Genomic DNA, 463 nt, shown 5'->3' with positions numbered 1-463 from the left:
GAATGTGTCACTCCCTCAAATTTGCCATATTGAGACTCGTGAGGTGATTTCCTAGCTTGGCGCTGCGTGCAGGGGGCTGCGCGCTGGAATCGTCAGGGGCTGGGAATGATCGGGAATGCGGGCGGGCGTCATGGGGCGCCCGGTTTGGTTCGTGCGGGTACGCGTGTCGTTTCTTCCCAGTCCAGCGTAGACGATAGAGATCGGCGCTTACGCCCATCCGTTGGACGCGTTTCCTTGCGAGTGCTGATGGTTGCGGGTGGCCTGATCGGTGCGCTGGCGCCGTCGGTCACGGCGCTGGGCCAATCGGGTTCAGGTAGCGCCGGCAATCCGGCGGCGATGGGTGGTGCGCCGGTGGCGGGGGCGCCTTCAGTTCCCACCTCCGATCCGACGATCGTTCGTCCGGTCCCCTCGTCCCAGCCCGGCATCAGCACGAGCCAGCCTCCCTTGTTGCCCCCTTGTTGCC

At 65.0% G+C, this 463-nt stretch carries 1 pseudogene; it reads left to right on the top strand.

The features are described 5' to 3' along the window. Nucleotides 1–246: 246 nt before the first annotated feature. Nucleotides 247–463 (top strand): annotated as a pseudogene (locus AB4037_RS34685) (hypothetical protein); the annotation flags it as partial.

It is taken from the genome of Labrys sp. KB_33_2, assembly GCF_052114505.1.
GTDB lineage: Bacteria > Pseudomonadota > Alphaproteobacteria > Rhizobiales > Labraceae > Labrys.
Note: the sequence above shows the minus strand (reverse complement) of the source record. Positions and strands in the feature narration are given on the sequence as shown.